Annotated in this window: 18 protein-coding genes and 1 tRNA gene; 7 read left to right on the forward strand and 12 right to left on the reverse strand. The window is 64.1% G+C overall.

Going from position 1 to position 23,848, the window contains the following annotated elements:
* Positions 1-6 precede the first annotated feature (6 nt).
* From nusB to IPK69_02690, 4 genes are all read right to left on the reverse strand, one after another.
* Positions 7-462 (reverse strand): transcription antitermination factor NusB, encoded by a 456-nt coding sequence (nusB, locus tag IPK69_02675; GenBank protein QQS09544.1) that lies wholly within the window; start codon positions 460-462, stop codon positions 7-9.
* Entirely contained in the window at positions 463-1,041 is a 579-nt protein-coding gene (locus IPK69_02680; protein ID QQS09545.1) for a 6,7-dimethyl-8-ribityllumazine synthase, read from the reverse strand.
* Entirely contained in the window at positions 1,042-5,046 is a 4,005-nt protein-coding gene (gene secA, locus IPK69_02685) for a preprotein translocase subunit SecA (protein ID QQS09546.1), read from the reverse strand.
* A gap of 260 nt (positions 5,047-5,306) precedes the next feature.
* A complete protein-coding gene (locus IPK69_02690; GenBank protein ID QQS09547.1) occupies positions 5,307-5,609 on the reverse strand; it encodes a hypothetical protein in 303 nt (100 codons plus the stop codon).
* A 319-nt stretch (positions 5,610-5,928) separates the two neighbouring features.
* On the opposite strand from IPK69_02690, the gene IPK69_02695 reads away from it, so the two are divergent.
* Positions 5,929-6,327, forward strand: a complete 399-nt coding sequence (locus tag IPK69_02695; GenBank protein ID QQS09548.1) for a hypothetical protein — start codon at positions 5,929-5,931, stop codon at positions 6,325-6,327.
* A gap of 68 nt (positions 6,328-6,395) precedes the next feature.
* Here IPK69_02695 and IPK69_02700 read toward each other — a convergent pair whose 3' ends face one another.
* The 6 genes from IPK69_02700 to IPK69_02725 all read right to left on the reverse strand — a co-directional run bounded on the left by IPK69_02700 (position 6,396) and on the right by IPK69_02725 (position 16,431).
* Positions 6,396-8,378, reverse strand: coding sequence for a hypothetical protein (locus IPK69_02700; protein ID QQS09549.1), 1,983 nt, complete (start codon positions 8,376-8,378; stop codon positions 6,396-6,398).
* A 42-nt stretch (positions 8,379-8,420) separates the two neighbouring features.
* Positions 8,421-10,415: a hypothetical protein gene (locus IPK69_02705; GenBank protein QQS09550.1), complete on the reverse strand. Its 1,995-nt coding sequence runs from the start codon at positions 10,413-10,415 to the stop codon at positions 8,421-8,423.
* Positions 10,412-11,686 carry an ATP-binding cassette domain-containing protein gene (locus IPK69_02710; GenBank protein ID QQS09551.1) on the reverse strand — a complete coding sequence of 425 codons (1,275 nt, stop codon included), beginning with the start codon at positions 11,684-11,686 and terminating at the stop codon, positions 10,412-10,414. Before IPK69_02710 ends, IPK69_02705 begins: the two co-directional genes overlap by 4 nt.
* A gap of 43 nt (positions 11,687-11,729) precedes the next feature.
* Entirely contained in the window at positions 11,730-13,175 is a 1,446-nt protein-coding gene (locus IPK69_02715; protein QQS09552.1) for a hypothetical protein, read from the reverse strand.
* On the reverse strand, positions 13,172-14,233 hold the full coding sequence (locus tag IPK69_02720; protein ID QQS09553.1) for a hypothetical protein: 1,062 nt from the start codon (positions 14,231-14,233) through the stop codon (positions 13,172-13,174). Before IPK69_02720 ends, IPK69_02715 begins: the two co-directional genes overlap by 4 nt.
* Before the next feature lie 89 nt (positions 14,234-14,322).
* Positions 14,323-16,431 (reverse strand): hypothetical protein, encoded by a 2,109-nt coding sequence (locus IPK69_02725; protein ID QQS09554.1) that lies wholly within the window; start codon positions 16,429-16,431, stop codon positions 14,323-14,325.
* 632 nt (positions 16,432-17,063) lie between these two features.
* On the opposite strand from IPK69_02725, the gene IPK69_02730 reads away from it, so the two are divergent.
* Positions 17,064-18,419, forward strand: a complete 1,356-nt coding sequence (locus tag IPK69_02730) for an ABC transporter permease (protein QQS09555.1) — start codon at positions 17,064-17,066, stop codon at positions 18,417-18,419.
* Between the two features lie 35 nt (positions 18,420-18,454).
* Positions 18,455-18,793 carry a hypothetical protein gene (locus IPK69_02735; GenBank protein ID QQS09556.1) on the forward strand — a complete coding sequence of 113 codons (339 nt, stop codon included), beginning with the start codon at positions 18,455-18,457 and terminating at the stop codon, positions 18,791-18,793.
* 44 nt (positions 18,794-18,837) lie between these two features.
* Here IPK69_02735 and IPK69_02740 read toward each other — a convergent pair whose 3' ends face one another.
* Complete coding sequence (locus IPK69_02740) at positions 18,838-20,259, reverse strand: glycosyltransferase (GenBank protein QQS09557.1); 1,422 nt, start codon at positions 20,257-20,259, stop codon at positions 18,838-18,840.
* Positions 20,260-20,287: 28 nt separating this feature from the next.
* Positions 20,288-20,755, reverse strand: coding sequence for a hypothetical protein (locus tag IPK69_02745; protein QQS09558.1), 468 nt, complete (start codon positions 20,753-20,755; stop codon positions 20,288-20,290).
* A gap of 149 nt (positions 20,756-20,904) precedes the next feature.
* Here IPK69_02745 and IPK69_02750 point away from each other — a divergent pair.
* The 4 genes from IPK69_02750 (at position 20,905) to IPK69_02765 (ending at position 23,829) form a co-directional block, all read left to right on the forward strand.
* Positions 20,905-20,988 (forward strand) — tRNA-Leu (locus IPK69_02750).
* A gap of 139 nt (positions 20,989-21,127) precedes the next feature.
* Positions 21,128-22,231 carry a chemotaxis-specific protein-glutamate methyltransferase CheB gene (gene cheB, locus IPK69_02755; protein ID QQS09559.1) on the forward strand — a complete coding sequence of 368 codons (1,104 nt, stop codon included), beginning with the start codon at positions 21,128-21,130 and terminating at the stop codon, positions 22,229-22,231.
* Positions 22,232-22,398: 167 nt separating this feature from the next.
* Positions 22,399-22,905, forward strand: a complete 507-nt coding sequence (locus tag IPK69_02760) for a chemotaxis protein CheW (protein QQS09560.1) — start codon at positions 22,399-22,401, stop codon at positions 22,903-22,905.
* Positions 22,906-22,953: 48 nt separating this feature from the next.
* Positions 22,954-23,829: a protein-glutamate O-methyltransferase CheR gene (locus IPK69_02765; protein ID QQS09561.1), complete on the forward strand. Its 876-nt coding sequence runs from the start codon at positions 22,954-22,956 to the stop codon at positions 23,827-23,829.
* Positions 23,830-23,848 lie beyond the last annotated feature (19 nt).

Here is a 23,848-nt window from a genome sequence, read left to right on the forward strand (position 1 = left end):
GTCGATTCAGGCGTGTGACGTGGTGGGAACGGGGAGGTCTGTGATCGGCGTGACGCTCTCGCCGGCGAGGCGGCGCATCACGCGATCGAGGAGGGCGTTGATGAAACCGGGGGCTTTCTCGGTGCTGAACTCTTTGGCGAGTTCGACGGCCTCATTGACGGCGATGGCGGGCTCGACGGCCTTGCTGGACAACTCGTGATGAGCGAGGCGAAGGATCGCACGATCGACCGCGGCCTGACGATGGACGGGCCACGCGGGTGCGAGCGCGGTGAACTCCTCGTCGGCGGCGGCTTTGGCGTCCCAGGCCTTGACGGCGGTCTCCATGGCGCGGTCGCACTCGCGGGGCGAGAGGCCTTCGACGCCACCGAGCGAGGCACGCACAGCCTCGGCATCGCCACCCCGCGCGTCGAGTTGGTAGAGGCACTGGAAGGCCAATCGCCGGATTTCGTGCGGTGTCGCCAACTACCTGCTCCTTGTGCCGTGTGTCACGGACGGTTTGGATTTTCGTGGAGTGCTCGGTTTGGCCTCCGCCTTCGCGACTTTGTCGTGACGCGTGGCGATCTCGAAGCGGTCGGAGCCGCCGAGGAGAGCCGCGACGCCCTGGATCGCATCGAGCGTAGCGGCCATGGCCTCGCGTCCCTTGTTGCCGTGCTTGCCGCCGGCGCGATCGCGGGCCTGCTTGGCGTTCTCGGTGGTGAGGACACCGAGGCCGACGGGGAGTCCCGTGCGAAGCGAGACGCTCATCAGGCCCTGGGCGACGGCGTCGGCGATGTAGCGATCGTGGCGTGTCTCGCCACGGACGATGCAACCGAGCGCCACGACGGCGTGGACCCGATCGGACATCGCGGCGGCGAGCGCGAGCACGGGGAGTTCGTAGGCCCCGGGTGCGTCGATGTGCACGAGGTCACGGACGTGCCCGCCCCGCTCGACGAACTCTTCGACGGCGCCCTCGCGCAGAGCCTCCGTCACGCTGGGGTTGTAGCGGCTGGTGATGATTGCGACGCGGAGTCGCGGCGGCGATGGTGGAGAGCGTTTGGCCATTTATGCGAGCCCCGGGCCGGTGATGAACCCCGAGCCGAAACCAGTCCCACCGACGGGCGCGGGGCGCGGCGACTGGGCTGGCATGGGTGCCGCCGGAGGGCGAGGAGCACCGGGCGCTGGAGCGCCGGGACCCGCGTTCCCGGCGGTGAGTCGGGCGCGGAAGATGTAATCGGTCACCCGATCGCGCACAGTGTCGAGCATGCTGACGAACATGTGCGAGCCTTCTCGCTTGTACTCGATGCGCGGGTCCTGCTGGCTGAAGGCTCGCAGGCCGATGGAGTCACGCAACTGGTCCATCGCGTAGAGGTGGTCCTTCCACGAGCCGTCGAGCGTGTCGAGGAGGATGGTGCGCTCGAAGAGAAGGAGTTCGGCGCGAAGGATCGACTCGATTCGTGAGCGGATGGCGTTGTCGCGCTCCTCGTCCTGGAGATACCGCATGGTTTCGGGCATACCCACGCCGTATTTGTCCTTGAGGAAGGCCTCGAGTTCGGCATCGGTCTTGAGGGCCTGAGCGACGGTGATGTCCTTTTCCAGGCGTCCTTCGGCGACGAATCGTTCGCTGGCGTCCTTGAGTTCCTGGCGGACTTGGGCGGGCATGTGGGTCTTGAAGACGTCCATGGTCCAGCCGAGGTTGTAGCGTTGATTGGCCCAGGAGACGAGGTGTTGTGCGCCCTCCTGCGGGTTCTGGCGCATCTGCATCGCCGTGATCTCCATCGCGAAGTCCACGGGATACTCGATCTCACGCTTGTTGTAGAGTTCCTCGGCCTTCTGGAGGATGACGTCGACGGGGGACTTCTCCGGGTTCTCGATGCTCGCCTTCTGAGCCGCAAGGATCTCGTCGGGCGTGATCTTAATCATAAACTTGCGATCGGCCCACTCGGCGAGCTGGCTCGCGCCATAGTTCGGCTCGAGGTACTTGCGGATGCCCGAGAGATCGGCGGTCTCAATCTTCTGGTATGCGGCGTTGACGAGAGTCTCGCGGACGCGCTTGCGTTCCTCCATGCCGCCTTCGCGGAGTTCCTGGGGGTGGATCTCGACACCGAAGCGTGACTTAGCCCAGTTGACGAGGCCCTGGGAGTCGAAATCGACGGCGACCTCGGACCCGGCCATGGGCATGTACTCGCCCAGCGTCACATCGATGGACTGGCGCGCGTCGTACTTAGCCTCGGCGACGATCGTCTTCTCGATCTCGTCGGGCTCCTTGTTGCGGAACTTCTCGGGCGGGATGCTGCACTCGAGAACGCTCTTTGCGTGCTCGGCGATGCTCTGACGCGGGAAGTCGCGGTCGAGATACTCGTCTACCGCATCGGCTGTGGTCTTCTTGATGAAGTCGAAGAGCAGGCCACGCACGTCGCGACCCTCGAGGACTCGCTGGCGCAGGCCATAGAACGTCTGACGCTGGTGCTCCATGACCTCGTCGTACTCGAGGATCATCTTGCGTCGCTCGAAGTTCATCTGCTCGACCTTGCGCTGGGCGCGCTCGACGTTCTTGCTGACCATCGGGTGCTCGATGGCGTCGCCCTCTTTCATGCCCAGGCGCGCGAGGATTGCCTGGACGCGCTCGCCTGCGAACAACTTCATGAGGTCGTCCTCGAAGGAGACGAAGAAGCGTGACGAGCCCTTGTCACCCTGGCGGCCCGAGCGCCCTCGCAACTGGTTGTCGATGCGGCGGGACTCGTGGCGTTCGGTGCCGACGACGTGCAGGCCGCCCATGTCCTCGATGGACTCGAACCAGCGGATGCGGTGGAGTAGGAATCGACCGTGGGTGTCGAGGGACTCGCGCAGGGCTTCGGCGGGCATGCGCTCGATCTCGCGATCGGTGAGCCACGTGTGGTTCATCGCCCAGCGGCGGAGGAGCCGCAGTTCGAGGTCGGCGAAGTCGGCTTCCTCGGCTTCCTTCTTCTGGATGTCGAGGACCTTGGGGGCGAGCCGGCGATAGGCCGCCTCGCGGAGTTGCTCGTCGGTGGAGTCGACGGTGATGGTCCGTGGGATGATGCCACGCTTGAGCCAGTGCTCGAGGAGCGTCTCTCGGGAGATGGCGCCGAGTTTGATGTCGGTGCCTCGCCCGGCCATGTTGGTGGCGATCATGACCGCGCCGAGGTAGCCGGCGTTCTCGACGATGTGGGCCTCGCGCTCGTGCTGCTTCGCGTTGAGCACCTCGTGCTGGATGGCGTGCTTGCTCATGAGCATCGAGCTGAGTTTCTCGCTCTTCTCGACGCTGGTCGTGCCGACGAGGACGGGGCGACCGACGTCGTGGAAGGCCTTGATCTCCTCAACGATGAAGGACCACTTGTCCTTGCCGGTCATGAAGACGAGGTCGTCGAAGTCGCGGCGGACGACCTCCTTGTTGGTCGGGATCGAGACGACGTCGAGTTTGTAGATGTCGTGGAACTCCTGGGCCTCGGTGTCGGCGGTGCCGGTCATGCCCGCGAGGCGCTTATACATCTTGAAGAAGTTCTGGATCGTGATCGTCGCGACGGTCTGCGTCTCCTGCTTGATCGGGACGCGCTCCTTGCACTCGACTGCCTGGTGCAGCCCGTCGGACCATTGGCGACCGATCATCGGGCGGCCCGTGTTCACGTCCACGATCACGACCGACGGCTGGGGGCGGCCCGTCATCGGGTCGGGGACCGTCATGATGACATAGTCCTTGTCACGCTCGTAGACCGCGTGGGCGCGCAGCGACTGCTCGAGCAGGTGGGGCATGTCGATGTTCTGATCGACGTAGAACGAGCCGATCTGGGCGGCGCGCTGGGCCTCGGCGACGCCGTCGTGCGTCAGGTGGACCTGCTTGCGCTCCATCTTCGTCTCGAAATACTGGATGTGCCTGGTGCGGGCCTCTTCGAGGGCGGGGAGTTCGGCCTTGGCGGCTTTCAACTGCTCCTGGATCGCGGGGATCTTGTCCTTCTCACGGGCCTGGCGGATGTCGCCCTCGTATCCCTTGATCTTGAGTTTGCAGCGCTCCACGAGGTCGTCGGCCTGGGAGAAGGGGCGGTTCTTCTCGACGAGGTGGCGTGCGAGGCGGTCGGCGAGTTCGTAGCGGGGCTGGTCCTCGTGGGCCGGCCCGGAGATGATGAGCGGCGTGCGGGCCTCGTCGATCAGGATCGAGTCCACTTCGTCCACGATCGCAAACTGGCGGCGTCGCTGGACCTGCTCCTCCTCGCGACGCTTCATGTTGTCGCGGAGATAGTCGAAGCCGAACTCGGCCGTCGTGCCATAGACCACGTCGCAGTGGTACATGCGGCGTTTCTCGGCCTCGTCCTGCATGTGCTGGGGATGGATCGCGCCGACGGTGAGGCCGAGCGCATGGAAGTAGGGGAAAGTCCAATCGCGATCGCGCTGGACGAGATAGTCGTTGACGGTGACGACGTGGATGCGGAGTCGCTCGATGCAGGCGAGATAACACGCGAGCGGGCCGACGATGGTCTTGCCTTCGCCGGTCTTCATCTCGGCGATCTTGCCCTGCGTGAGGACCATGCCACCGATCAACTGGACGTCGAAGGGGCGAGCACGGAAGGGCGGGCGGCTCTCGGGGTACAACTCACGCACCGCCGCGTAGATCTCGTTGGGAACATCGACCTGCATCCAACCCGGGACCGGGGCGGCACAGCCGAGGAACTCGCCTGTGGGCATGGCCGGCTCGCGCGCGTCCATCTGGGCTTTGGTTTCTGCATACAACTCTCGCGCTGGCGAGGGGAGACGCGAAGGATCGAAGCCCTTCTGGGAGTTGAAGATCTGGCGGATGCCGACGGCGCGATCCATTGCCTCGCGGGCGACGGCGAAGGCCTCGACCATGAGGTCCTCGGCGTTGGCGCCCTTGTCGAAGCGCTCGCGGAACTCGGCGAGTTTGCCTCGGATCTGGGCGTCGGTGAGTTCGCTCGTCTGCGATTCGAGAGCGGTGATCGCGTTGACGCGCTGGGTGTACTTCTTGACGAATCGATCGTTGCGGGTGCCGATGATGCGGTGCAGGATTGGGCCCAGGATCGGAATATCGCGTTCGGCCATGGTTCGTTCGCTTTCGTGAGTCGACCGTTCTCGGCGAACCGAGAACGGGTATCGGTCATGCCGTTGAGTCGGTCTGACGTGGGAGATTCCAACGGCGACCGGCAAGACGGCGAGTTTGTGTTTCGTGACGTGTGGTGACGGCAACATCACCGAAAAGGAAGCGGCAAGCCCGATGAGGATCGCCGCGAGTGGCATCGACTGACTGGAAGCCGTCGAGCGGCCGGCGTCATGTGAGAAGAGGCCAAGGCCGCGTGGTATGCTCAGCACCAAGGCGGAGGGAGCGCGAGGAGCGACTCGCGGACGAGGCAAATCGCCATCGGCTCGGCATCGATCGACACACCGAGCGAAGCATCAAGTTCGGCCACCTTGAACCCGGTGGGCGACGTGTGTGCGACGGGAACCGACGGACGCGTGGCGTGGAAGGCGTCTTCGCCAAGGACCGATCGGATGTGGGCGACGCCCTGGGTGAACGCCTGGCTCGAAGGCTCGGCCAAGGCCGCGACACCGCCCATGAACGCCACGAGCAGGACGATCGAGAGACCGGCGAGGTTGACTCGGGGCATGGAACGAGCCGCACCCTTGGGGGCGGTGGGCTGCTCAGGAGTTGTGGCTGATCGATAATCCATACAAGTCCCGGCCAAGGCACCGGTGTTGTCAGCAATTATCGATCGACAACCTTGCCAAGACAAGCCCCAGACTCCAAGGAGATTCAATCGAACCACTGCACACCGATCAGCCCGTCAGTGAAGCGATCTCCCGTCGGTTTGGACGGGGTCCGATAGGGTTATTCGGTTTTCTGGCCTCGGGATTGCGGAGTCGCCGATACGCACTGGCCCAAAGGGCTGCTCGCGGGCACGGCTGCCTCCGATACAGTCCCGGCCCATGGCCGACCACACGGGCTCACGTCAGGACGACGACATGATCGCCACGCGACAAGCACTCCCAGTCACTCGCGAGTCCGTCACGCACAAGTTCTCGATCGCCAGCCATGAGGGGTACCTCACGATCGGGCTGTATCCGGATGGTCGGGCGGGCGAGATCTTCATCAAGATGGCGAAGGAAGGCTCGACCTTGTCGGGGATGTGCCAGGCGTTCTGCCGGGCGTTCTCGCTGTGCCTGCAGCATGGGCTTCCCATCCGCGAGGCGGTGTCGCGATTTGCCGGGATGCGATTCGAGCCGATGGGGATGACCTCCAACCCGGACATTCCCGAGGCGAACTCGATTATTGATTATGTGGCACGGTATCTCGAGTTGCACTACGCCGAGCCGCCGACGCGCTGAGCCAAACTCCGCCCACGTCCCCACCCACCCGACTTGGACCAGAGATTGAGGCCACGTCACGAGACCGGTTACTTGGTCTCGATGTCGGCGTTGTTCTGCGACGCACGCTTTGCCATCTCGGCGTCGAGCCACACGCGGAACTGGTCCTGGTCCTCGGGCCTTGGAAATATGTCTTCAACCGTGCGCGCCTTGAGCCCTTTGGCGGTCTCGGCCTTGGCGGTCTGCTCGATCTCCTGGCCGAAGATCTGCGGGATCGCGACGTAGGCATAGTGGCGAAGTTCGTCCGGCGCCCGAGCATAGACGCTCTCGGCATCGTCCAGCGGGATCGACGAGAGGAACTGGGCGAAGAGCGTCCCGGCGAGGAAGCCGAAGTCGCGGTCCATGAGTTCCATGCGCCACACGCCTCCGTTCGCGTTGGCGCGGCGGACCTGTTCTTCGAGGTAATAGCGATGGGCCTGCTTGGCGAACTCCATCTGGGATCGGAAGCGATTGCCATCCCCGGAGAGCAGGCCCTTCACGTATGCCCCGAAGATCGAGGCCGTGACCTGCTGGATCGCGACCGCGGGAGAATCGAAGCGTGTCTCGGTCTCCTTCTGGACGAACTCGGCGATGGGGATGGAGAGTTCCTCCTTTCGCCCGAAGGTATCGTTGAGGTTCCACCACGGGTCGGTGCGGAGGCGTGTGTACCACTCGTCGGCCTGGGCGCGGTCGCCGAGCCGGTAGAGGTAGCAGACGGCGTCTCGCAGGAAGTTCTCGTAGCCAGCGGAGAGCGGGGAATAGCCGCGCGAGAGTTGGTCCACGCGGGAGCGGTCGCGCATTTCCTGAAGGACGTCGCCATAACTGCGGATGAAATACTCGTTGGGGGCGACGATGTACATGGGCACGGGCTGCTCGAGGGAGGAGAGGAAGGAGAAGTAGACATCGCCCGTGCGGAAGAGGTCCTGGAGCGACTGGGCGACCTGGCGATCGGTGTTGATGAAGTCGAAGTCCTTGGCGTTGAGGAAGGTCGCGCGATCGTACGCGTTTTCGACGCCACGCTGGGCCCAGTAGAGGGCGTGGGCCGCGGGGTGCCGCCAGTCGATGGGCCCGTGCTTTCGCGTGTAGCGGACCATGACGTACGGGTCCATGTGGTAGTGGTCGATGAGGATCCGCTTGCGTGTGTGAGCGAGCAGTGTCCGCCAGGCTGTGGCGTATTCTGGCCTGTCGGCGAGCATGAAGAAGGCCCGCTCCCTATCACCGAGGGATGAGCGGAGCAGGTCATTGCGGCCCGACCTGGTGATCGCGGTGTAGATCTGGAACGGACGGAGCAGGCGCTGATCGGGCTTGAAGTCCGTGAAGAGCCGGGTCAGTTCATTGACGAGGTCCTGGATCTTTGGCTCTTTGGCGATGGCGTCCTCGAGCGTGTCGGGAGCGTCGGCGACCTCATTCAGCCATGTGGCGTACTGCTCGATGACCTGTTCACGCGTGGTGTTGAGGAAGGCCTTTGCTGGCGGCTCACCCAGGACAACGGTCCACTCGATGGCGAGGCGACGCTTGTAGTAGCCATTGGAATCGTCGGTGTATCCCTGGATTTTGTGGAGGAAGATCCAGGAGAGCTCCTTGTGGAGGAGCATGTCGTTGGGGTTCGCGGGGATGCCGCGATCGCGGAGGAGAGCGATCCCGGCGTTGACCCATTGCCAACGTTCCTCGGGGGTCTGCGTGGCGACGGAGATGTTGTACGCCATGTTCCAGGCGTGGAAGGCCCACACGCGCGGGAAGCGGGGTTGGAGTTTGGTGATGGCGTCGGAGAGTTGGATGGCCTCGTAAAACTTGCCGTCTTCCTTGAGTTGGTTGGCGCGGATCCAGAGGTAGTTGACGAAGAGTCCTCGGAAGGCGCCCATCGCGATCCCCGCGGAGACTTCCCAACTCTGGGCGTCCTCGGCACGATCGGTGTAGACGAGTTTGTAGCGGCCGGCGACGCCCGAGAGTCGAGCCGAAAGGAAGACGGAACAGACCATCGCGCCGATCATGACGGCGGTGGCGATGGTCTGGATGAGCGAGTCGCGTTTCATGAATGGAGCATGGGATCAGGCATCGGGCATCCGGCAACAGGCTTAGTGGCCTGAATAGGTGGCGAGTTCGCGGCGGCTGAGGGCGAAGGATCCGATGGCAAAGAGAAGGAATGTCCACACCAGGAGCACACCCGAGCCCCACGCGAGCGACGACCAGGAGAGTTCGATCCCATCGACCAGTCTTCGCGTGGGCGAGAGATCGGCATAGGTCCGTACCGCCCATTCGACGGCCTGGGCGATCTTGGCCACGATTGTGTTGAAGACCAGCGTCTTGCCCTCGTTCGTGGTCGTGGAGAAGTTGTCGAGAGACTGTCGGAGATACTGCCCGGACTGCGCGGTGAGGAACGTGCCGAAGGAGATCAGGCTGGCCACGGGGAAGGAGAGGAACGTCGCCGTCGCGATCCCGAGCATCGCGAGGAATCCGATCTTGATCCACAGCACGAGCATCACACGGACGAAGTTCGCCTGGAACGTGCCGACGGAATAGGTGATCTCAAGTCCGTCTTTCGGGAACGTGATGGCCTCGGGGTTCGCGACGCCGGTCTCGGTGTTGCCGTTGACGATCTGTATGGTGAGCGAGCCATCGTCGTCGATGGCGGTTGGATACAGCTGGAGGACCTGGGTCTGGGCGAGGGCGGCCTGCTTGGTGACCAGGGCCGGGCCCTTGAGAACGAACGTGACGTTGTAAAGAGCATCCGGCGAGTTCGCACCCGAGTTGATCTTGTAGCGAAGCGTGATGAGTTTGTGCCTCGCCTTGGCGTCGGCGAGCCCCTCAAAGCGATAGGTCTGGACGCCGGTCGGAGGGATGTAACGGAAGGCCGAGTTGATGCTCTTCTGGGCCTCGTCCTTGAACGCGTCGTACATCGCCTGCCTGTCGGTATCGGAGATGCTGTCAACGGCAAGGGCGGCGGTACTCGCCTGGATTTCTTCCTGCACGCGGCGTTGGATATTGTCCTCGAGTTGCTTCGGGTCGATCTCGGGCACAACCGGCTCGATGCTGCGACGCGCGGTCAGGATCTGGTTCTCGAGGACGAGTCGATCGGCGGTCGCCCGGTCGCCGTTGAGCGGGACGTACGGCGCATCGGCTCGCTCGCCCCACGCCGGCTGGGCCCGCAGGTACTCGGTAAAGAGAAACACGGCCGACCCCGAGACCGCGAGAAGGACCGCCGCGAGGGTCATCACGCCGACCCACTTGCCCAGGACATACTTCCACGCGGCAACGGGCTTGGTCATCGTCTGCCAGATGGTCTTGTCGCGCTGCTCGAAGGCGACCGACGCCACGCAGAACACAAGGACGAGCAGGGCGATGAGCCAGAACGAGGACCCGATGGCGTACTGGATGAAGGCCTGGACTCGGTATCGCAGCGGTTGATCGGCCTCAAGGAGCCAGGGGAGCAGAGCGAGGCCGACGATGAGAAGGAACATCGCGACGAGCGAGAGTTTGAGACGAACCGACTCGGCGAGGACGTTCCGCGCGATGGCGCGAACGGGGCCTGTCCCCGAAAGCAGGAGACGGGCCGCCTGCATGAGTGCGGTGAACATCGCCGTCAGGAAGACGATCCCACCGACGATGGGCGCGGCGCCCTTGGTCGCGGGTATGACTCGTAGCAGAAGAGCCAGCCCTCCCCCCACCACCACAAGCGCGAGGTAGGTGAGTCCCAGGCCGATCCAGATCACGACCAGCGATACGCCCGTGAGAACGAGCACGAGCGCAGCAAAGCCGACGCTTGAAGTCCGCTGTGAAGTAATGCCTTCCCAGACTGCGGCAATCTCGGCGTCGGCGCGATGGTCGGACTCGCGAGCGTGCCGGGCCTCTTCGGTTTCGTTGGCCGGTGCGGTCGTGTCGGCGGGCGAAGACGGGGCGATGGCAGCGGGCGCATCTGGGCCACCTTCACCCGACACTGGCGCGTTGTTCTGTACGGCGTACCACACGATGGCGACCACGGCGAGAATGACCACCACAGCCGAGGCCGCGATCTTGAATCGCGTGCCCGATTGGATGCGGTTGATCGTGCTCGCCACGTCGCCCAGTCTCACCCGTCACGCCTCCTGCCGCGGCTCTCGTCTTCTCCGGAGTCGAGAAGCGAATCGATCACGGAGCGATCGATGTCGTCCTTGGGCTTTGGCGTGGGCTTGGACGAGTGGGGCGTGGGCGATGGAGTCGGGGCGGCTTTGGACGCGGACGGTTCCTCGTAGGCGTCGAGGAGCGCGTCGATCGCCTTGTCCATCTCGGCCTCGGGCGCAACTGGTGCCGGCGCGTCGACGACAGTCCTGACTGGTTCCGTCGGCTCCTCGCTGACGAGTTTCTCGATGAGACTCTCGCCCTCGGGCGCGTCGCCCTTGAGGAACGCCGCGGTCTGACCGCCGGATTGGGCGCCGGAAGTTGAGAGTTGCTCCTGGCGGGCGCGTTCGACGATGTCGAGGAAGAGTTCCTCGAGGCGTTGGCGTGGGCGTGAGACGCGGAGGATCGATCGCTCGCCGTGTGAGCGATTGCGGACGACACGGTCGATCTCCGAGACGGTGTCATCATCGAGTGGCTCGGTCTCGATGGACATCCGCGTGCGGCTGGCGAGAAGATCTTCGCACGTGCCCTCGGCACGCTTCTGCCCGCCATACAGGATGCTCATGCGATCGACGCAATCCTCGACATCCGCGAGGAGGTGGCTGCAGAGGAGAATCGTCTTGCCGCGGCGCCCGAGGTCGACGATTAGATCCTTCACCTGCTTCGTGCCCAAGGGATCCAGCCCGGTCGTCGGCTCGTCGAGGATGAGGAACTCGGGATCGTTGATGAGCGCCTGGGCGATGCCGATGCGGCGCTGCATGCCCTTGGAGTACTCACGAACGGCTCGGAACTGGGCGCCCGCCAGCCCGATCATGTCGAGGAGTTCGTCGATGCGTCGCCGACGCGTCGCGTGGTCGAGTTCGAAGAGTTTGCCGTAGTAATCGAGCGTCTCGCGGGCGTTGAGGAAGCCGTAGAGATACGACTCTTCGGGGAGGTACCCGATGCGGCGCTTGATGGAGACCTCGGTGGGCGGCTTGCCGAAGACCGCAACGCGGCCCGAGGTTGGGCGGAGCAGCCCGAGGATCATTTTGATCGTGGTGCTCTTGCCCGAGCCGTTGGGCCCGAGCAGGCCGAAGATCTCGCCGCGTCGGATCTCGAAGGTGAGCGAGTCCACCGCCCGGGCACGATCACGAAGCCAGAAGTCCTTGAAGACCTTGGTGAGTCGCTGGCACACGACGACCGGCTCCCCCGAACGGGTCGGCTCAGACTTGGCGTCGTGCGCGGCGTGTGGCTGGCTCTCGGGCATGGGTGTAGTCCGTCGTGTGGATCGCGTGTCGTTCCTGGCTTGGCTACTGCGGCGCGGTGAGGGCGGACGTGTCCGTCTTGAAGCGGGCGTCGTTCAGCTCGCGGAGGCGTTCCTTCTCTGAATCGGCATTCTGACGCTGGTTCCGGGCGATCTCGGCGGCTCGCGTGATCTGCGGATCGCGATTGAGACGCAAGACCATCGTGTCGGTCGATGGCGGGAGCATGAACATCTGCACGGTGTCGCGTGCGAGGAACTCGCGTAGGCCCGACGACCACTCTCGCTGGATCATGAGCGACGGGTTGGCCTTGAACTGCTCGACCTTCGCATTGAAGAGTTCGAGATCGGCGCGGCGCTTCGAGGTGATCTCGGTCCGATACTGCTCGGCATCGACGAGCGTCTTGGAGACCTCGCCGCCGATCGAGGCGTTCACGGTGCTGCCGTTGAGTTCCACGGGCGTGCCATCGAAGATCGAGAAGATGGTCGCGAGGGCGGCGTCGGCGACTTTGTCACCCTTGGGAAGGGCCTGCTCATAGTTCTCGATAGCGGCGATGATGGGCGAGTTGGTCGTCGTGCCGTTCTCGTTGATGCGCGGGAGCGCGATCTCGCCCGCGACCGCAGAGAGCGTGCGTGTCGCCTCACCCCGCGCGGTGACAATCGCCCGCTCGGAATCGGCTTCGGCCTTGAGCGACTTCGCGAAGTCGTCTTTCAGCGTTGCAGGAGCGGCCGGATCGATCACTTGCACCGCATCGATGGTGATGCCCGTCTCCATGTCGCGGAGCATGTCGTTGGCGAGTTCGCGCGCGCGGAGCGCGACCGTCCCGACGGAACCATCACCCGGGCGGAGCAGGTCATCGATCGTGACCTCGGCCACCGCGTGGACCGCGCCGCGTCGGATCGCGAGTTCCACCAGGTTCGTCGCTTCGCTGTCGCTGAGCACCGTTCGAGAGTACTCGGCCGCGCCCACGCGGCGATACGTCGCATTGAGTTTCGCGTGCACGATGCTCCCATCGCCCGTCAGCAGGAACCCCGACTCGTTTGTCGGCTTGATCATTCCCGAGGAGGCACCGTTGGCATCAGGCCAAAAGACCCTGTCCACCGAAACGGACTCGGATTTTCCCGAAGGAACCGTGACCATCTCGCCGAAGGGGAAGGGGTAGTTCGCATAGAACCCTGGCCCAAGATTCGCGTCGCTGATTTTGCCGAAGACGAGTCGCACGGCCTGCTGCCCCTCGCTCACGGTCTTGAAGCCGCTCGCGAGGTACAGCACAAAGAGCACAACCATCGCGACCTGGAGTAGGACGTACGTGATGTTGAGGGCCTCGGCGAGCGACTTGTTCGCCGGGTCCAGGAGAGATGCGTCGGTCGCCGCAGTTTCGACAGGCTGACCGTCGCGAAGCGTGACCGAGGCGGCGCGGCGGGCGGGCACGCCACCCCCACCACTGTCATCAGCGTCCGCCTGACGAATCGGGCCGAGCAACCAGAAACTCATCGGCTGCTCTCCGTGTTCAAGGGTTGCGACTCCGGCGAGGCGGACGCGACGCGGCCTGGATCGCGGCCAAAGACCTCCTCACGCAACCAGCGGCCGGTCGAAGAGTCGGACGACTTCCCACCGTTGCGAATGCGCGACATAGCGTCAGGTGCGATGAGTTCCAACCCGGGCATGGACGAGGGGAGCACGAGCGTGGTGCGGGCGCTCACCATCTCACGCATGATGCGGATGTTCTCCAGAAAGGCCGCGAGATCGGCATTCTCATTCATCCGCGCGAGGAAGGGTGCGGACTCCTCGTCGCCACGCTTGCGGATCGTCTGGGCGTACAACTCGGCGAAGTCGCGGATGCGCTTGGCATCGCTCTCGGCCCGAGAGCGGATCGCCTGGGCCTGGGCCTCGCCCCGGCTCTGGATCTCCTGAGCACGACGCGCCCGCTCGGCCTTCATCGCCTCGAGCACGCCCGGCGTCACGCTCTCGGGGAGCACGATGCGGCTGATGCCCACGGCGACGGCCTCGATGCCGTAGTCATCCATGGAGAGGTCGCTTTTGTCCGACGCCGCGCGGAAGGCCTGCAGGATTTCCGCCTCGAGTTCGGGGAGTTTCGATGCGCCGGGGGTCGCGGCGAAGAGTTCATTCATGCGATACTTCGAGACCCGAGCCATCGCGGCCCGGAGGCTTGACTCGAGCACACGCTGGGCCGCGGCGTACTGCTCGGCCGCGATGCCGCCCGCATTGCTGAAGCGCTGGAAGAACTTGAGCGGATCGGCGACGCGCCAGGTGCAGAATCCCTCGACGGTGATCTGGCGGCTGTCGGCGGTCTGCTGTGTCTCGAGTTTCACCGAGAGCGGGCGCAGTCGCGTGTCGTACGTCGTCACCGCCTGGATCGGGTAGGGCCACTTCAGGTGAAGTCCCGCATCGCGCTTGACGGCATGGTCCCCGGCCTTGCCGAACGTTGTCAGCACCGCGGCCTCGGTGAAGCGCACCTGGTACGTGGTCGTGAAGAGCAGAAGCGCCCCGAGGAAGACCAGGGCCACAATCATCATGAGCAGTCGTCGCACCGATTCGTCTCCTGCAATTCCGGCGTCTGTGGGCCGGTCCAAAGTCATTCGTTTCGTGTTCCGTGTGTTCGTTCGAGAGTGACGAGGCGTCATTCCTTCTTGGGTTTGAAGATCTCGGCTCCGGTGTCGATGTCCTCGAGTCCGACATCGATGCGAAGGTCCGAAACCCGATCGTCCACGATGTAGAGCCTCACATTCTTGAGCGAGTCGCGGAGCGTGTCGGCGTACATCGAGGCGCGGAAGACGGTGGGCGAGGCGTTGTACGCGAGCAACTGCCCGGCGTATCGCTCGGCCCGGCCACGAAGGTCCATGTAGCGCGTCCAACGCGTGGCCTTCGCCTCGGCGATCGTCACCGCGGCGTTCCCCCCCGCGGCGTCGAGAAGGCGGTTCATCTCCGATTCGAGTTCCATGGTCCGAGCGTTGGGCTTATCGGCGCTCGCCGAAGATCGAAGGCCCTTGAGCTGGTCGGCGATCTTCACGATCGACTCGGCCTGCTCCACCGAACCCGCGGCATCGGTGAGTTCCTTCACATGGTCCGCCCGAGCCGTCGTGAGCAACGCCTGGGTCTTCTGGTCCGCTTCGACGACCTTCTCGAAACTGGCGGCCACGTCGGACTGCTTGGGCGGGTGCACACCGGTGATCGAGCACATGACGACTTTCACGCCGGCGCCGCGGGGTTTGCCCGTGGAATCGGGATTGAGTTGATCGAAGGCGGCCGAGATCCGCGACTTGAGCTCGTTGGAGATCGTGGCCCGTCCATCGCCGAGCACCTCGTCGAGCGTGGCGGTGTGGAGATACTGGAGCACCTCGCGCTGGGCGACATACCGGAGGAGTTGCTCGCGCTGCTCGGGCGGAGCGAGTTCATCAAAGAGCGAGACGTTTTCGACGACATATTTGAGCGGGATCTCGACGGAGACGAGGGACATGCCTGCCATGCCGTCGCGTCCGAACGTGACCTCACCGGAAGAACGGACGATCTGGAGCACCTCGACGCCGAGATGGTCGTTGGTCCAGAGGATCGGCTCTCCCTTGTTCGCCGGCGGGTCCGATCCAAGTTGCGTCTGGCGGATTCCCGTGACGGTCCGGTCTCGGAGGAGCATCGCGTCTGAGGACGAGGATTTCTCGAAGAACTCGGGGACGTAGACACGATCGATCGGCCAGGGCATCTTGACGTGCAGGCCGGGCGTGACGTTCTCCTGCACCACGCGTCCGAACCTCAGGATCGTGGCTCGCTGGTGAGGCTGGATGACCACGAGCGAGGAGAGCAGCCACATCGTGAGCAAGCCCACTACCACGAGCGGCGCGAGCGACTTCACCAGCAACTGGTAGAACCACCCCGACGTGACGTCGAAACCGAGTTGATAGTTGATCGCGTCGCTGATGGACTGGGCGATGCGATCCGGGGCCGCGACGAATCCGAGCACGCGCGACCCGAAGGCGGGCATCGCGACATCGCCGACCTTCCGCGGGCGATACACATCCAGGAGGACATTGAGGAAGACCTCGATGCCCAGGATTCCCACGACGACGGCGAAACCCACGACCACAATCTTCAGCCATGCGTCCTCGGTCGACGTGATCAGATCGATGAACTGCGAGATGGCAAGGACCAGCGCGAGAACCGACGCCCCGGCAGTGAACGCCGCACCGGCACGAAGGTTCGCCCAGAACTCCTGCTTGGCCATCCCGGAGGCGTATCGAGCGAAGACGAATCCGATGCCCGAGACCGCAAGCCCAAGACCAAGCCCCCACTCCTTGTGACGAGATGTTGTGAACGTGATCGTGCCCGTCTCCGAGAAGACGCCGAGCGACGAGAGCCGCCACCAGGCGACCCCGAGCAAGGCCACGCCAATAACGACGCTGATCGTGGGCGAGAACACTTTGTAGAGGCTCTTCAGCCGCTTCTGGGCCACCCTGAACTCGGACGCCCCGCCAAAGATCGTTGACGATTCCTCGGCGGCGGCGAGGGCGTCGGCCTCGATCGACTCGATCCGCTCGCGCCGGTGCTGGTCATACAGGATCGTGAGGGCCAGCCAGCCAACGGCACCCAGGAGCATGTACAGGGCGAGCGTCATCGCCGCGTGGTCGGCGCTCAGACGCGCATAGATCAACATCGCGCCGCCCATCACGACATGGAGCACCAGGCCCATGACGCTGACGTTGGCGGCACGCTTGTATGTGAGATAGTCTGCCCGCATCAGGAATCCTGTTGATTGAGACCGTGAGGCCGCATTGGGCGCCACGGGCCGAGCGCCCGCGAGAAGTGGTTGAACTCACCGGTCGCGCGACCGAGTGAGGCGCCCGAACGGTTGGGTGGTTCTGGACTCCACCGAAGATTCCGCTTCGGACGCACGAGAGACGCCTCCATCGGCCCGGAACGGTCCCAAGCCGTACTTGTGGTGTTGCTCACCCCGAGCATCACCCGATCGACAGGGTAAACCACCGCGCGGGAGCCGCTCTCGCGTCCTGCTCGCCGGTTCACCATCCCTCCCCATGATCCCGCGCCCCACGAGAACCGTGGGCTGGTATTGTGCCGGGTTCATCCCCGGCTTTCCACACCTGACCCGTACTACTCGAATCAACCGTATTCAGGACAATCACGACACAAGCCAGCATCCCCATGTCAACACCAGCCCGAATGGGCGTGGAAATCGTTGATGTGCGCGCACATTCCGCGCGATTTCCCCCGAAGGGCCCTTGGTGTACGGTCGAGCCAGTCCCGGGTTCGCATCCCCGTACAATTTTTTGACCACGCTCCAGAGTGCCGCCCCCTGTCGCCAGCCGCATCGTGCTGTGATCAGCGCTGGACATTGCTACCCTTGGCCTTCACATGCTCCTCCAACCCCTCACGATCGCCCGCAACACGATGATCGAGAGCCTCCGCCAGCCGGTGGTGCTCCTCATCGTCCTCGCCTCGGGCATCCTCCAACTCTTCAACACCTGGAACACCGGCTACACCATGGGTCTAGAACAAACCGGCGAGGTCAAGGGGGACGACAAACTCCTCTTTGACCTCGGGCTGGCCACGGTCTTTGTGTGCGGGACGCTCCTCGCGGGGTTCATCGCGACCGCCGTCATGAGCCGAGAGATTGAGAACAAGACTGTTCTCACCATCGTCTCCAAGCCCGTCTCGCGCGTCTCCCTCATCCTGGGCAAGTTCCTGGGCGTCGCCGGGTCGCTCCTGCTCTCGTCGGTCGTCATGATCCTCTTCATGCTCTTCGCCATTCGCCACGGTGTCATGAGCACGGCGGCGGACGAGATCGACGGGCCTGTCGTCACCTTCGTCTTCGGGGCCGTGCTGCTTTCCCTCGCGATCGCCGCGTGGTGCAACTTCTACTACTCGTGGAGTTTCCCGCAGACGGCCGTCCTGCTCATGCTTCCCCTGGTGCTGATCGGCTACATCCTCACGCTCTCACTGAGCAAGCACTGGGAATGGCAGTCGCTCCTGAAGGACCTCAAGCCCCAGGTCACGCTCGCGAGCGCGACTCTTCTCCTCGCGCTCATCGTGCTGGCGGCCGTGGCGACGGCGGCCTCAACACGCCTGAACCAGGTGGCCACGATCGTGGCGTGCATGCTCGTCTTCGTCGCCGCGATGATGAGTAACTCCATCGTCGGCTCGCGCGTCTTTCACAACACCATCGCCGGAACCGTCGGTGACTATGTCCCCGTGGATCTCAACACGCCCGAACTGGCGACCCTGGGCACGCAGGGGAAACTCGAACTGGCCGGGCCTCCCGAGAGCCCCATCCGCGTGGGTGATTCGCTCTTCGTCTCGCCGACGCCGAATGGCTTTCCCATGCTCTGGGCTGGATTCGATCGGTTCACGGGATCACTCGACGACGCGAACCAGATGCTGGGACCCGGCACGCCGCCCGCGGTCGTGGTGACGGGGGTCTCGGCAAAGACGATCACCATCCGGCATATCGGCGGCAAGCCGTTGTCGATCGTGCGGAACCCGTTTCCCGGCGACTACGTCTTCACCAAGCCCACAGAAATTCGGCTGCACTGGATGGTCGTCTGGGGCGTCGTGCCGAATCTACAGTTCTACTGGCTCCTCGACGCGGTCTCGCAGAGCCGGCCGATTCCGCCCTCGTATCTCATCACGATCTTCGTGTACACTCTGGTGCAGGTGGTCTTCTTCCTCTCCCTCGCCGTCGTGCTCTTCCAGAAGCGCGACGTGGGGTGAGTCGAACCCGGGGCTAGCCAATCGCGGAGTTTCACATGCCGACGAAGCGTTCCAGCCTGAGCGATTTGGCCCACGAGGGCAAGCCCTCGAAGGGCGCCGCCAGGGACCCGAAGATGATGGTCCTCGTCGCGGTGCTCGTCGCCATCGTCGCGGGTGTCTGGGTCTGGGCGGCCTCCTTCATGGGGTGGATCGGGAACACCCAGCGTGGCAACGCCAACGCTCCGGCACCGACGTCGTACATGACGGACGCGGAGCGGAAGGAAGCCGAGCGGAACACGCCGATTATCGCCGACCCCAACAACCCCAAACAAGTGCCGGGCACGACCATCGACGGACGTCCGGTCGTCGCGCCCGAGGAAGTCTCGGGGTCTTGATCCGGTTTTGAACAGGTCGCGCGAACCCGATACTCAACTACGGATCACGACGCTGCCACGCTCGGTCCGGTCGTTCCCATCGCCTTGGAATATGACGCGACACACCGCTCGGCGGCCCCATCCCACGTCAGGCGGTGCAACTCGAACGAGCCGTGCTGGCGCAGCGTCTGCGACAGGGGCGGGTGACGCAGCACGGCGAGGATCTTGTTCGCCATCTCGTCGATGTCCCAGAAATCGACCTTGAGGACGTGCGTGAGGACCTCGCTCGCGCCGCTGGTCTTGGAGAGGATGACGGGCACGTCGTGCTTGATCGCCTCGAGGGCCGCGATCCCGAACGGCTCGCTCACGCTGGGCATGACATAGCAGTCGGCCATCTGGTACACGCGATCAACGTCGCGCCCGCGGAGAAACCCCGTGAAGAGCACCTTGTGCCCGATGCCCATGCTCGCGGCGAGTTCGATCATGCGGACGGCCATGTCGCCGCTCCCCGCGAGCACGAACTTGACGTTGGACATTTTCTCCAGCACGCGCTTGGCGGCGGCGATGAAGTACTCCGGCCCTTTCTGCATCGTGATGCGACCGACAAAGAGCACGATGCGATCCCCGGACTCGATGCGATCGCCCTCGCGCGGCTGAACGTGGTCGCGCTCGATGCCGTTGTACACGACATCCACCTTTGCGGGAGAGACGCCGTAGCGTCGGACGCAGATCGCCTTGGTGAACTGGCTGACGGCGATGACGCGTGAGGCGTGGTGCATCCCGGCGCGCTCGATCTCATACACACGCTGGTTCACGTTGGTCCCGGCGCGGTCGAACTCGGTCGAGTGGACGTGGACAATGAGGGGCTTGCGTGAGAGGCTGGAGAGGGCCACCCCCGCGGGAAAGGTCAGCCAGTCGTGGGCGTGGACGACATCGAACGACTCGCCCCGCGCGAGGGCGACGACGAGTCGGGCGTACCGCTCGGAATCGCCCACGAGGTCTGACCCATACCCAACGCCGGGTCCGCCGGCGGCGAGGCCGGCCGAAGTCGATCCACCGCCAAGCCCACCACCGAAACTCTGGGCGAGCAAGGCCGCGGTCTCGTCGCTGGCCTGGATGGCACTGAGGTCCACGCCACCGATGCCCGCGGTAGCCCCAACGCCCGCGATCTTCGCGGGATCAAAGCCTGGGTACGAGTGGCTGAATGAGGCCTGGACACCCCGGAATATGGCATTCTGGAACCCGTGGAGGGGCATCCCCTCGACATCCATCACATTGGTGCGCGTAGTTCCGGCCGCGGGAGCGGGGGAGTCGGAGCCGAGCATCTTGACGTGGGAGGCGTTGCCGGCGCGATCGACGGGCTTGGGAAGGATGAACAGAATCTTGTGTCCATGGCGATCCAGGGCCTTGGTCAGCCCATAGCACGCCACTCCCAGCCCTCCGGCGATGAATGGCGGAAACTCCCAGCCCAGCATGAGGATGCGCATTCCTTGCTCCGTCGCGCCGTGGCGCTCGTTAGTCGTCCTGTCCCGCTTCCATGTCCCCGAGCCTTCGGAAGCAGGCCTCATACGCCAGCATCCATCGGGCGCATTCCTCGGGCGTCGCCGAGTCACGGAGCGGCGTGCGGAAGGTGAAGAGTTTGTCCTCGGACCGGAAGTGCTCGACGCGGATGGTGCCGGCCCGGTCACTGGCCCCGAGTTCGGCGAGTTCCTCTTCCAGAAGTTCGTTCAGCTTGTCGCCGGTGTGGACGAGGTCCTGTTCGATGGACTGGCTCAGCCAGCGGTCCGGGGTGACCAAGGCCACCCAGGTCACGCCCCCATCGCGTTCCAAGCGATACCACGCAGGCGCGGCCGACGACCGGGCCTGGCAATCCAGGCGGTCCGATTCCGAGGCGATCTCGGCAAAGACCCCGGCCTCCTCGGCTGACTGGGCGACTTTCGAGAGGTATTGCGACCACGTCGCGTCGGACAACGCCATTTCCACGTCCACTCCTTTGGATCTTGCGGAGGCGACCCCTCCGTCTGTGAGTTTAGGCTGTCGTTCCCAGACCTTGGCTCGACGTTTGGGCCTGTGGTGCTATATTTGTTCCCTTCACATCGTCCGGGGCCGGAAGGTCTCGCGATGGATAACTAGCCCAGGTGGCGAAATTGGCAGACGCACTACCTTGAGGTGGTAGCGCCCGCAAGGGCATGGAGGTTCAAGTCCTCTCCTGGGCATTTCTGAGACGCGGGTCGATTCCGATTCGCCAGCACACCCAAATTTCTGGATTTCCCGGCAAAGCCCGGCCCCCAAGGCGGATGCCCTGGCCTCAAGTCGTGATGAACTCGCGCTCGGATCTGGCCGATAGGCGAATGGATGTCTCCAGCGCCAAACCAGATCACTGTGCTCATCGTTGACGACTCCGTGGTAATGCGGAAGATGCTCTCGCAGATCGCGTCGAGCGATCCCGAGATTTGCGTCGTGGGCACCGCCAGGGACGGCGAGGACGGGCTCAAGCAGATCGAGGCCCTCAAGCCCGACGTCGTCACCATGGACATCGAGATGCCCAACCTCGATGGGCTGGGTGCGCTCTCGAAACTCAAGGCCGATCCCCAGGCTCACAAGCCGGCGGTGATCGTCTGTTCCACGCTCTCGAGCGCTGGAAGCCACGCGGCGCTCAAGGCGATGCGGCTCGGGGCGGCGGACGTGATCGGGAAGGATCCCTCGGCCCTGATCAACGGCGTCGAGGACGTTCGCACCGAGTTGATCGCGAAGATCAAGGCCGTCGCGAAGCGCCCCGGACGGCAGACGAACACGAAGGCCGAGTCATCGATACGAGTCCCGTCGAAGCCGGTCGCCCTGGGTGATCGGTCGATCGACGGCGTGTTCATCGGGTCGTCGACGGGCGGGCCACCGGTGCTGGAACTGATCCTCACGGCACTCCCGGCGGAGTTTCCGTGTCCGGTCTTCATCGCGCAGCACATGCCTCGGCTCTTCACGACGAGCATGGCGGAGCGGTTGAACGAGTTGTGCAGGGTCAAGGTGGTGCACGCAGAAGACGGGATGACCGTTGAACGTGGAACGGTGTATCTGTGCCCGGGCGGGATGCACCTTCGCGTGAGGCCTTCGGCGTCTCGTGCGGGAACATGGCAGACCTCGGTGACGCTTGAGCCGGCGTCGGCGCTCTACAAGCCGAGCGTGAACGAGTTGCTCGCGTCGGCGGCACAGACCATGGGCCCGCGCGCACTCGGCGTGGTGCTCACGGGAATGGGTGACGACGGGCTTGTGGGCGCGAAGGCGCTGCACGGCGCAGGCGGGGTCATTCTGACGCAGGACGAGGCCTCGTGCGTGGTGTATGGCATGCCGCGGGCGGTGGCGGAGGCGGGGTTGTCGGCGTCGGCGCTCCCCCCGGTGGGCCTGATCCAGACCTTGCGATCGATCCGTGGCCGTGGAATCTCGAGCGCATCGACGGCGGCGTAATGAGCGACGGTCGGGGGATACGCCGTTCGAGCCGGCGCTGAGGGGCATATCGACGGACTTCGCGTCAAGGAGAGGCCTGTACCAGCCGATGCAATCCGGTGCCGTCCGCCACGCCTTGGGCCTGGTGGTGATCGCACGGGCAATGCTGAGCAAAGACAGGAGCGACCATGAGCACGAGCCTGAAGACCAACGGTACCGCCGGCACGACCAAGGGCGCCGTCGGTGTAGAACTCCAGTTGGTGACGTTCGACGTGGCGGGCGAGGAGTATGCCGTCAACATCCTGTCGGTGCAAGAGATCAACCGGATGATGGAGTTGACCCGCGTTCCCCAAAGCCCACCCGAGGTCGAGGGCGTGATCAACCTCCGCGGTCAGATTATCCCGGTGGTGGACCTTCGCAAGACGTTCAACCTGCCGCAAGCGGCCCACAGCGAGTCGTCGCGGATCGTGGTCGTCGAGGTCCACTCCAAGATGGTGGGCCTGATCGTGGACCGCGTGCACGAGGTGCGCCGGATCGACCAGAGCATCGTCGAGCCGCCGCCGGCGATGGTGTGCTCGCTCCGCTCGGAGTTCATCGACGGCGTGGGCAAGTTGGAGGATCGCCTCATCATCCTGCTCAACCTTTCGAAACTCTTCCCCGAGTCGTCGATGACCAAGATGTCGAACGCGGCCTGATCCCACGAGAGTCGCGGCGTTCTATGGGCCGCAGCAAGGAAGACGTCCATGTCGATCGCCGGCACCATTTCCATGAATGACAAGCAGTTCGGCGAACTGCGAAAGATCATCTACGACCGTGCCGGGATCCACTTCCCCGACACGAAGAAGTACATTCTGGAATCACGTCTCTCGCACCGACTGCACGAGTTGGAGATGGAGTCGTTCAGCGACTACATCGCGTTCCTCTCGATCGGGCCGTACCAGAACGACGAGTTCCAGGAGATGTTCAACCGCATCACCATCAACGAGACGTCGTTCTTCCGCAACGAGCCGCAGTTGGACGTCTTCGAGAAGAAGGTCCTCCCTGAGATCCTCGACGCACGCCGAGGGACCAAGCGGCTGCGGATCTGGTCGGCGGCCTGCTCGACAGGCGACGAGCCGTACACGATCGCGATCATGCTGCACCGCTCGCTCGGGGCGCGCCTGAGTGACTGGCGGATCGAGATCCTGGGGACGGACATCTCGGAGAAGGCGCTGGAGACAGCGAACTCGGGAGTCTTCCACGACTACTCGGTGCGCTCGACGCCCACGCTCGTGAAGCAGCGGTACTTCCGCCAGCAGGGGAGCCAGTGGACGATCGACCCGTTGATCAAGCAGATGGTCTCGTTCGACCTGCACAACCTGAAGGACCGGTTCGCGGCCCGTCGGTACGGGACGTGGGACGTGATTTTCTGCCGCAACGTGCTGATCTATTTCGACGACGCGATGAAGGGGCAGGTCTTCAAGACGTTCGCGGATCAGTTGGCCGACGACGGGACACTCTTCATCGGGCACTCGGAGACGATCCGGCCCGGGGAAGCGCCCTTCGAGGCGTTGCAGATCCCGCAGGGATTCTGCTACCGAAAAACCAAGGGGACGCGCGCCGGCTCGGCCGCCGCCTGATCGACTCACCAGAAGGAAA

This window comes from Phycisphaerales bacterium (assembly GCA_016699835.1).
In the GTDB taxonomy this organism is placed as follows: domain Bacteria; phylum Planctomycetota; class Phycisphaerae; order Phycisphaerales; family UBA1924.

Bases quoted from the DNA above. Each gene is read 5' to 3' on its own strand.
- IPK69_02715 (QQS09552.1), bottom strand. From the start codon at position 13,175: ATGAGTTTCTGGTTGCTCGGCCCGATTCGTCAGGCGGACGCTGATGAC.
- secA (QQS09546.1), bottom strand. From the start codon at position 5,046: ATGGCCGAACGCGATATTCCGATCCTGGGCCCAATCCTGCACCGCATC.
- IPK69_02765 (QQS09561.1), top strand. From the start codon at position 22,954: ATGTCGATCGCCGGCACCATTTCCATGAATGACAAGCAGTTCGGCGAA.
- IPK69_02695 (QQS09548.1), top strand. From the start codon at position 5,929: ATGGCCGACCACACGGGCTCACGTCAGGACGACGACATGATCGCCACG.
- IPK69_02730 (QQS09555.1), top strand. From the start codon at position 17,064: ATGCTCCTCCAACCCCTCACGATCGCCCGCAACACGATGATCGAGAGC.
- IPK69_02760 (QQS09560.1), top strand. From the start codon at position 22,399: ATGAGCACGAGCCTGAAGACCAACGGTACCGCCGGCACGACCAAGGGC.
- IPK69_02740 (QQS09557.1), bottom strand. From the start codon at position 20,259: ATGCGCATCCTCATGCTGGGCTGGGAGTTTCCGCCATTCATCGCCGGA.
- IPK69_02690 (QQS09547.1), bottom strand. From the start codon at position 5,609: ATGCCCCGAGTCAACCTCGCCGGTCTCTCGATCGTCCTGCTCGTGGCG.
- IPK69_02725 (QQS09554.1), bottom strand. From the start codon at position 16,431: ATGCGGGCAGACTATCTCACATACAAGCGTGCCGCCAACGTCAGCGTC.
- IPK69_02735 (QQS09556.1), top strand. From the start codon at position 18,455: ATGCCGACGAAGCGTTCCAGCCTGAGCGATTTGGCCCACGAGGGCAAG.
- cheB (QQS09559.1), top strand. From the start codon at position 21,128: ATGTCTCCAGCGCCAAACCAGATCACTGTGCTCATCGTTGACGACTCC.
- IPK69_02700 (QQS09549.1), bottom strand. From the start codon at position 8,378: ATGAAACGCGACTCGCTCATCCAGACCATCGCCACCGCCGTCATGATC.
- IPK69_02710 (QQS09551.1), bottom strand. From the start codon at position 11,686: ATGCCCGAGAGCCAGCCACACGCCGCGCACGACGCCAAGTCTGAGCCG.
- IPK69_02680 (QQS09545.1), bottom strand. From the start codon at position 1,041: ATGGCCAAACGCTCTCCACCATCGCCGCCGCGACTCCGCGTCGCAATC.